Below are 6795 nucleotides of genomic sequence, written 5' to 3'. Positions count from 1 at the left end.
CACGACCGTCTTCACCGGAACGGAAGCCTACTATCTGCCGCCCGTGGACAAGGTCTTCATGCCGTCCATCACGCGGTTTCAAAACCCGCCAAATTTTTATGGGGTTTGGGCCCATGAATTGGCCCATAATGCCGAGTTTCGGATTATGCCGCGCCGACCCTTGCATCCCGTTGCGCATAGAGAAGGCCGGCGCGGCTTGTCGGCATAATTCAGAGCGCTTCGAGGAATGCCAAGAGTTCGTCACCCGGTCGATATCGTCCGCCCGTCTGGCCAACCGGCTGTGTCAGAGCCATCGCCCTTTCTTTCAGCTCGATATCGGCGTGGATGTAGACCTGTGTCGTCTCAATCGATTCATGGCCCAGCCAAAGGGCGATTATCGTTCGGTCCACACCGCTCTGTAGAAGCTGCATGGCAGCGGTGTGGCGCAAGACATGGGGTGTGACGCGCTTCAATTTGAATGTCGAACTGGTCGCGGCGGCGGTGGCCGCATGTTTCCGAACAATTCGCTCAATCGCATCTCTGCTGAGCGGCCTGCCACGGATGGTTGCGAACAGGGGATCGCTGGGCTCAGTCCTGAACTGCTCAAGCCATCCCTTCAATGCATCCCGACTGTCTGCCCGAAGCGGCGTTGCGCGTTCCTTTCGACCTTTACCCATACATCTGAGGTGCGCTCCGGTGCCGAGCTCAACATCGCGGGCGCGCAGGCCGATCAACTCCGATACGCGCAGGCCCGTCTGTAGCATTGTGAGGAGCAACACCCGATCACGCCGCCCGAACCAGGTCGTCTGGTCAGGTGCCTTCAGTAATGCCTCCATTTCGTCACGGGTCAGGAAGTCCACAACGCGTTTTTCGTGCCGTTTGGACGGCATCGCCAGTACCTTCTGGCAATGATGCAGCAACTGGGGTTCACAGCCCGCGACATATTTGAAGAACGAACGGATCGCTGCAAGCCGCGTGTTTCGGCTTCGCGCGCTGTTGCCGCGTTCATCCTCGCAGAACGTCAAGAACCGCCCGATGATGTCGGCATCAATGTGGGCTACATGCAGCTCAGTCGGCGGCAACCTGGTCTCTGCTGTCGCGTATTTCAGCAAGAGCCGGAAGGTGTCGCGATAGCTGGCGATCGTGTTTGGGCTGGCCTGCATCTGGGTCAACAGCCGCTCGGTGAAGAACCGCTGCACGTAGACGGGCAATGGATAGGTCGCGATCATGATGCGCCCTCCAGTACCCGTCGTTCGGCCCGCGCCGCGGCCAACTGCATCAGCTCGGGCACGGCCTCGATATACCAGAACGTATGCTTGGGCTCGGAATGGCCGAGATAGGTGCTGAGCTTGTACATTTCGGCCTCGATGTCCCGGCCATCACGGAACCAGTCCAGGATGGTGTGAACGGCAAATGTGTGCCGCAAATCATGGATTCGAGGACCATGACCGTGACGGTTGAAGGCTTGCGGTGACCGTAGGCCGATATTTCTGCTGACATGCGCGAAGTTGTAGCGTGCCCCGCAACCTCCCGCCGGTTCGCCATCTTCTTTGATGAAGAACCCTGGCGATTGTCGCGGGCCCAGCCGATCCCGCAACTCGGCATAGTGGGCAAGCCGATGGACGGTGTCACCCTTGACGGGAAGCTGCCGATCCCTGCCATTCTTCGTGTTTCTGAGTGTGAGCACGGCGCGGTCAAGATCGACGTCCTGTCGATCCAGAGACAAAGCTTCGTTCACCCGCATGCCCGTCACCGCGATCAAGCCGAACAGGGTCTGCCACAAAGCGGCCCGAAGGCCATATGGTGACGGCAGGCGACCCGCTTCAGCGACAAGGTCTGCGATCTGACTGGGCGCATAGATGTAGGGGACACGCCTTCGGTATCGTCCGATGACGAGTTGGCTGGACGGGACCTCGGTCCGATCGTCGTGCTCCGCAAGCCAGAAGGCGAACCGGCGCACCATGCCAAGGCGATGAGACCAAGTGTTGCTGTCCGCGCTGCCGTAGTTTGCCTTCCAATCAAGGAACAAGGGCGTCGAGATGATATGGAACCCGTTGTCGTCGGCAAAGCTGACGAACTTGCGGAGGACCCGTTCATCGAAGGAGAGGTCAAACCCCATCGAACGCCGAAGGGCCAGATATTCATCAAGTCGTTGGGAAAGCCTCTTCATTGCATGTCCTCCGCCGTTGGCCAGGGACGCGAGATCGAGCGCAAAGCATCGACATCATGTTGCGCATAGATTGTCGTGGTCATCGCAGATCGGTGTCGCAGCACATCCCCGATCTCGGCCAGCGACGCGCCCTTTCGCAGCATGTCGGTGGCAAGGCTGTGCCGCAGAATGTGTGTGCCGATGTAGGCTTGTGGCGGGCTGATGCCGGTCGCGTCATAGGCATCCCGCAAGATCCAGCGCAGGATTTGTGCGTCCTTGAACCTCTTGAACGGCGGTTTTACCGACACGAACAGCGCGCGGTCCGGGCCCCGGCGCTCATTCTTGATGTAATCGACAATCGCCTCACCAATCTCCGCTGACATTGGCATCCGATCGTGCAACTGCCTCTTGCCTCGGATCAGGATTTCACCAGCACGCCAGTCGATATCGTTCAGTTCTATCGCCGTCACCTCTGGGGGCCGAAGGCCGAGCCGGGCGATCAGCATCAGCATTGCATAGTTGCGTCGGCCCGTTTTCTTGTGGCCGCGCACCACCTCAATGAGCCGGTTGACCTGTTCCGGCTCCAGATACCTCGGAATGCCTGTCGGCTTCGGCTGCCGCGCCTTCGGCACGGCGCTGCTCAGGTTTCGCTCCGTCTTGCCGCTCCAGAACAGGAACTGGAACAGATTGCGCAGATGTGACGGACCGGTCTTGTCGCGTGGCGCATTTTGCGCCTCACGCAATCGAAGGATGAACCCGGTGATGTCGTCAGGCTTGACGGTGTTGAGATCACCCAAACCGGTGCTGAACTTCGCGGTCAGGAACCGGTCGTAAAATCGCAGACAGTGGTAGATGCTGTCCTCGGACAGGCCGCGCTGGACGCGGAGGTAGGTTTCGTATTCACGCTTGAGGCAGGCCCTCGGAGACATATCGAGCGGCGGCGCTGAACGCGGCGGTGCGCCGGCGTTTTCAATAAGATAATCCCTGAATCGATTGATGCGGTACCGACAGTGTTTTTGATCTCTGGCAGAAGCCACACTGATGATCGGCGTCGCCAGTTGGCCCATACGATCATCGGTCAGATCAGTGGGATAGACATTTGCCTCCAGCATCGCCGCCCAAAGCGCCTCGGCCGTGGCCCTGTAATTGGCGATGGAATGGAGACCGTATCCCTCCGCCTCGATCTGTAGGGCAAAACGACCGGCATGGCTGCCAGCTTTCAGTTTCCGCCTCGTCGTTTGGTCTGGGTGCGTATCGTTTTCCATGAGTGTTTCCTTCTTTTGGTTGAAGGTTGCACCTATGGCAGATCGGCCCGCTGACATGGCGGTCCTGAACTGCAGTCTTATGCAGCCGAAAAACGACAAGAACCGCAGGAAACAAGACCTTGTCTGAACAAGTGCGGCATAATCCGAAACTCGGCATTATGGATCTTATGCCGATGTCGGCATAAGGCCCATGCCACAAAAGCCCCGCATCGACTGAACCGCGATTTCGGGCTCTCGAAGTTTGGCAACACCTCTTACGCGCGCGAGGAGATCGTCGCGGAACTGACCTCCGTGTTCCTTGGGCAAACCCTCGGCTTCACGGCCCATACGCTGGAGATGAATGCCGCCTACCTGCACAACTGGTTGCGCGTCCTTCGGTCGGACAAGGGCGCGATCTTCCGGCACGCCGCGGACGCGCAGCGCGCCTGCGACTACCTGATTGCCAGATCGGAGACGGGCAGGGCAGGGCGCAGCGCCGAGGCCGCCTGACGGATAAATCGCTGCACTGCCGCAAGGCAGCTTCGAGCCCAGCGTAAACGGATGATGAACGTCAGCTCATTGAAACAAAGCCCCGAGCTTGCAACAAAGACCGATTTTTTAAACGAAGTTTCTCGACGAAATCAAAATGGCGGCAAAGACATTCCCAAAAAGCAACGCTCGCGGACAGTTCATAACGGAAAGATGACATCTTTTCCGAACGTTAGATTTGCAGCGCTTGCCAAAAGACGCAGGGCCGTTGTGACCTGCTGTTCGCTGACGTTGGCGCTGATCCACCAGCCTGATTCTGTTTCCATGGTTTCGAGGTGATGAGTCTTTAGGTGAACATCTTCCCTTCGACGTGCAACATATCGCCGAGCATGCGTTTTTTTGGCTCCGAGTCTTTCGATAGCAGGGGGGTCAAGCTTATGAATCAGGTCTACGCACCGGGCGAACAAGTCCGGAAGTGTGACCCCTGACACGCGTTGGCCAAGAATTTCTGCCTGCAAATTGGTGTTGTTAGGGAGCGTGCTGGCCCTTTTTGCGCTTGATACCAAAGGTGGTGTCTCAGGTTCCGGAGCGGTGGACTCCCTCTGGTGTTCGTCGAGCGCTGAACGCAGTGAAGCTGTAACGCGGTTGTCCATGAGGTGCGCAAGGGCCAGCAGGCCGTGGACAATAGGAAGCGGTAGCTCAACTGACACGAGTTCTGCGTTGCATTCATTTCCCATTACGCGACTCTCCGCGACGGCGACGACTGTTTGATTTGTTGTTCTCTCCGTGGTGGACCGTGACCACAGATCCTTCGCAGACAACTGCGATGCTGCCTGCCAAACGCTCGATCTGTTGAATCTGCGCCTTCAACCGTCCTATTTCGTTCCGAGCGGTCCGGTGAGAGACCCGGTAGCCGTCACATCCATAGGGTTCCCCGAGGGTCAACAGAAGGTCGATATCGGCGTTGCGAAAACCTCTCTGCTGTTTACGCGTCTCCGCGTGATGCGTTATGTGAAAGTCAAGCATCGGCCTGTCCTCCATCTGCTGCGCCCTCAATCTCAAAATCGAGGTTAAGATTTGCCAGCATGGATTCGCGCTCCTCATGCGCAGCGCGAGTGGCCTCGGAGCATCGGCCACGCAAAAAAGGGACACGCTTCTCTGGTGGAATGTCAGCTAGCTCTCGCGGGTGAACGTCATTCTTGAGGAGAGCCATCAGCGCGAGACCATCGCCCTGTGTGAGGTCCTCAATCTGTTCCTGGAACAGATCGGAAGCTGGGGAGCCCAGCTGATACTCATACACATCTGGCGCAAGTTCTTTCAGCATTCGTTCGATGAAGGCTTCGAACAGATCGGTGTTGCCGGTGAAACTGTCATGCCATTCATCGTCCGAGAATGTGGAGCCAGTGATATCACGAGCTTCAATTGCGTTTTTTTCCGTCCACAACGCCTCTTCAATTCGGCCCTTGCCGTTAAGCGCATCTGCCAAGTGGTCAAGCCCGTCAGGGAAACCGTGGATCTGAGCTTCGGCATCGGCCAGGCATTTTGCCCTGTCGGCCAACTGAAGCTCGGCTACGATCATGAAGAGCGAGGTAGACATCCGCAGGATGCTATGGTCATCCACTCCGTAGCGCATCGCGGTCAAGCGGAGGATCAGTAACTCCTCGTCTGACAGCGGCACTACAACGCGGTTCCAACCAGATGGTGTGTCCCTGTCCATCTGCGGGGGTTTCGACAACTCCTCGCGGGAAAGGCCGAAGACCCTCTCATATCCGCGGGCAGTGTCCTCATTGATGCGGATAACCCCCTTCTTTCGAAGCTGTTTCCCGCATTGCTCCCTGCTAATCCCGACCGCCTCAGCGAGCTTCTCTTGGGTGTATCCCTTTTTTTGGGCTTCAGCATGAAGTCTTTCTGCAAGAATAGTTGGCATGGTGCGTGTCTCCTTTAGCATTGTGGAAGCAAGATGCCTCAAAGCTATGAGATGTGTCTAGGAAGTGACGGACAAACATCGCATCCTCGAGAGGATTATTTTGATTTAATTAATAATAGAGCACTCATAAAAGATAGCTCTTGTAGGCGCCATGCCCGATAGCGAGGATGAAGTCGCGCAAAAGAACTCAAAATGAGATGCATTTCTGGGCTATCGACGGTCTCTGTTCTGATTCCAAACTAACCGGTTTTGGCGAGAGGCTTCCAAAGCCGACCTTGCCGCAGCCCCAGAGATACCGCGCTTCGTCCGCACCGCGGACTTCTGGAGTAGTGCGGTACGTGTTGGTTCTGTCTGGCTCCATCCGCCAAGCGGAAAAGTGAAAGCAGGCTTTGGGAAGGGTGTTTCAACTTCTCAAAGGAGATCCCCATGTCCATGACCGTTCAACCCCAGCCAGATCGTCCGGATCCGAGTGTGATCGCGGCGCAGAACGACGCTTTCCGCAAGCTCGCCTGCCTCGGTGTGCCGCCCGCCCAGCCCATCCAGGGCCGGATGCATGTCACCCGCTCGCTTATGGAGGCCGGCGACGGCTTCATGGCTGAGGCGGTGAAGGCAACCGGCGAGTTTGCCACGTTCGAGCCCGAGAATGATCCCGAAGGATGGCATGACTTCGGGGCAGTCGAGATCCGGAGCGAGACCGTGTTCTGGAAAATCGATCTCTATGAGGCGGATACGGACTTCCGCTACGGGGCTGAGACCCCGGACAATCCCGCCACCACCATGCGCGTGCTGACCATCATGCTGGCGCGCGACTGGTAGGGCAGGGGACAACCCATCCTGACATCTGAGACGATGAAGGCCCGCTGCCCCCCAAAAGGCAAAGCGGGCCTTCTGTCGTTGTGATCCCCGAAGCCGGGGATTGGTCACGCGCGAGCGCGCGGGCCACACCTCACCCACTTGGAAGGATATCCCATGACCACAAGTTTTGCTCCTCTCACCGTCGCCATCGG

Annotated in this window: 7 protein-coding genes and 1 pseudogene; 3 read left to right on the top strand and 5 right to left on the bottom strand. The window is 57.6% G+C overall.

The features are described 5' to 3' along the window. Positions 1 to 127: pseudogene (locus LCF59_RS17815) on the top strand (zincin-like metallopeptidase domain-containing protein); the annotation flags it as partial. Positions 128 to 209: 82 nt separating this feature from the next. Here LCF59_RS17815 and LCF59_RS17235 read toward each other — a convergent pair. The 3 genes from LCF59_RS17235 to LCF59_RS17225 are packed head-to-tail and all read right to left on the bottom strand — an operon-like array spanning position 210 to position 3393. Continuing rightward, positions 210 to 1208 (bottom strand): tyrosine-type recombinase/integrase, encoded by a 999-nt coding sequence (locus tag LCF59_RS17235; RefSeq protein WP_292288856.1) that lies wholly within the window; start codon positions 1206 to 1208, stop codon positions 210 to 212. After that, positions 1205 to 2149: a tyrosine-type recombinase/integrase gene (locus LCF59_RS17230; RefSeq protein WP_292288855.1), complete on the bottom strand. Its 945-nt coding sequence runs from the start codon at positions 2147 to 2149 to the stop codon at positions 1205 to 1207. Before LCF59_RS17230 ends, LCF59_RS17235 begins: the two co-directional genes overlap by 4 nt. Next, entirely contained in the window at positions 2146 to 3393 is a 1248-nt protein-coding gene (locus LCF59_RS17225) for a tyrosine-type recombinase/integrase (RefSeq protein WP_292288854.1), read from the bottom strand. The genes LCF59_RS17230 and LCF59_RS17225 overlap by 4 nt, the downstream gene beginning before the upstream one ends. Positions 3394 to 3531: 138 nt before the next feature. Between LCF59_RS17225 and LCF59_RS17220 the strand changes: the two genes are divergently transcribed. Continuing rightward, a complete protein-coding gene (locus LCF59_RS17220) occupies positions 3532 to 3882 on the top strand; it encodes a zincin-like metallopeptidase domain-containing protein (protein WP_292288858.1) in 351 nt (116 codons plus the stop codon). Positions 3883 to 4061: 179 nt separating this feature from the next. On the opposite strand, the gene LCF59_RS17215 is transcribed toward LCF59_RS17220, so the two are convergent. Then, positions 4062 to 4598, bottom strand: coding sequence for a hypothetical protein (locus LCF59_RS17215; protein WP_292288853.1), 537 nt, complete (start codon positions 4596 to 4598; stop codon positions 4062 to 4064). 281 nt (positions 4599 to 4879) lie between these two features. Then, the gene (locus LCF59_RS17210; protein ID WP_292288852.1) at positions 4880 to 5788 is read right to left on the bottom strand and encodes a helix-turn-helix transcriptional regulator; all 909 of its coding nucleotides are present in this window, start codon (positions 5786 to 5788) and stop codon (positions 4880 to 4882) included. 426 nt (positions 5789 to 6214) lie between these two features. Between LCF59_RS17210 and LCF59_RS17205 the strand changes: the two genes are divergently transcribed. After that, positions 6215 to 6604, top strand: a complete 390-nt coding sequence (locus tag LCF59_RS17205; protein WP_292288851.1) for a DUF3768 domain-containing protein — start codon at positions 6215 to 6217, stop codon at positions 6602 to 6604. Positions 6605 to 6795 lie beyond the last annotated feature (191 nt).

Source organism: Marivita sp. (assembly GCF_020055675.1).
Lineage (GTDB): Bacteria > Pseudomonadota > Alphaproteobacteria > Rhodobacterales > Rhodobacteraceae > Marivita.
Note: the sequence above shows the minus strand (reverse complement) of the source record. Positions and strands in the feature narration are given on the sequence as shown.